The sequence below is a fragment of the Mucilaginibacter hurinus genome (genome assembly GCF_003324525.1).
Taxonomy (GTDB): domain Bacteria; phylum Bacteroidota; class Bacteroidia; order Sphingobacteriales; family Sphingobacteriaceae; genus Mucilaginibacter; species Mucilaginibacter hurinus.
On sequence record NZ_QGDC01000031.1, the window covers coordinates 1 to 255 of the forward strand.

At 40.0% G+C, this 255-nt stretch carries 1 protein-coding gene; it reads left to right on the forward strand.

The annotated features are described in order from the left end of the window. Positions 1–255, forward strand: a 255-nt coding sequence (locus DJ568_RS17065) for an integrase core domain-containing protein (RefSeq protein WP_147238789.1), incomplete at both ends; no start/stop codon positions are given.

A 255-nucleotide genomic window follows, 5' to 3' on the forward strand; every position in this document is an offset into this window, starting at 1 on the left:
TGCAAAAACATAATCATCCTTTCGAAAGGATGCTGATAGAAACAGGAATCAAGCGCCGTTACATGCAGCCTTACCGTCCGCAAACCAATGGAAAGGTAGAGCGATTCTGGCGTACTTTAAAAGAAGACCTTATAGAAGATACAGACTTCGATACTTTACAGGAACTCGAAGATGAACTGCTCAAATATCTTGTTTACTATAATTGGGAAAGACCACATCAGGGCATTAATGGCAAAAAACCTATCGATATGGTCT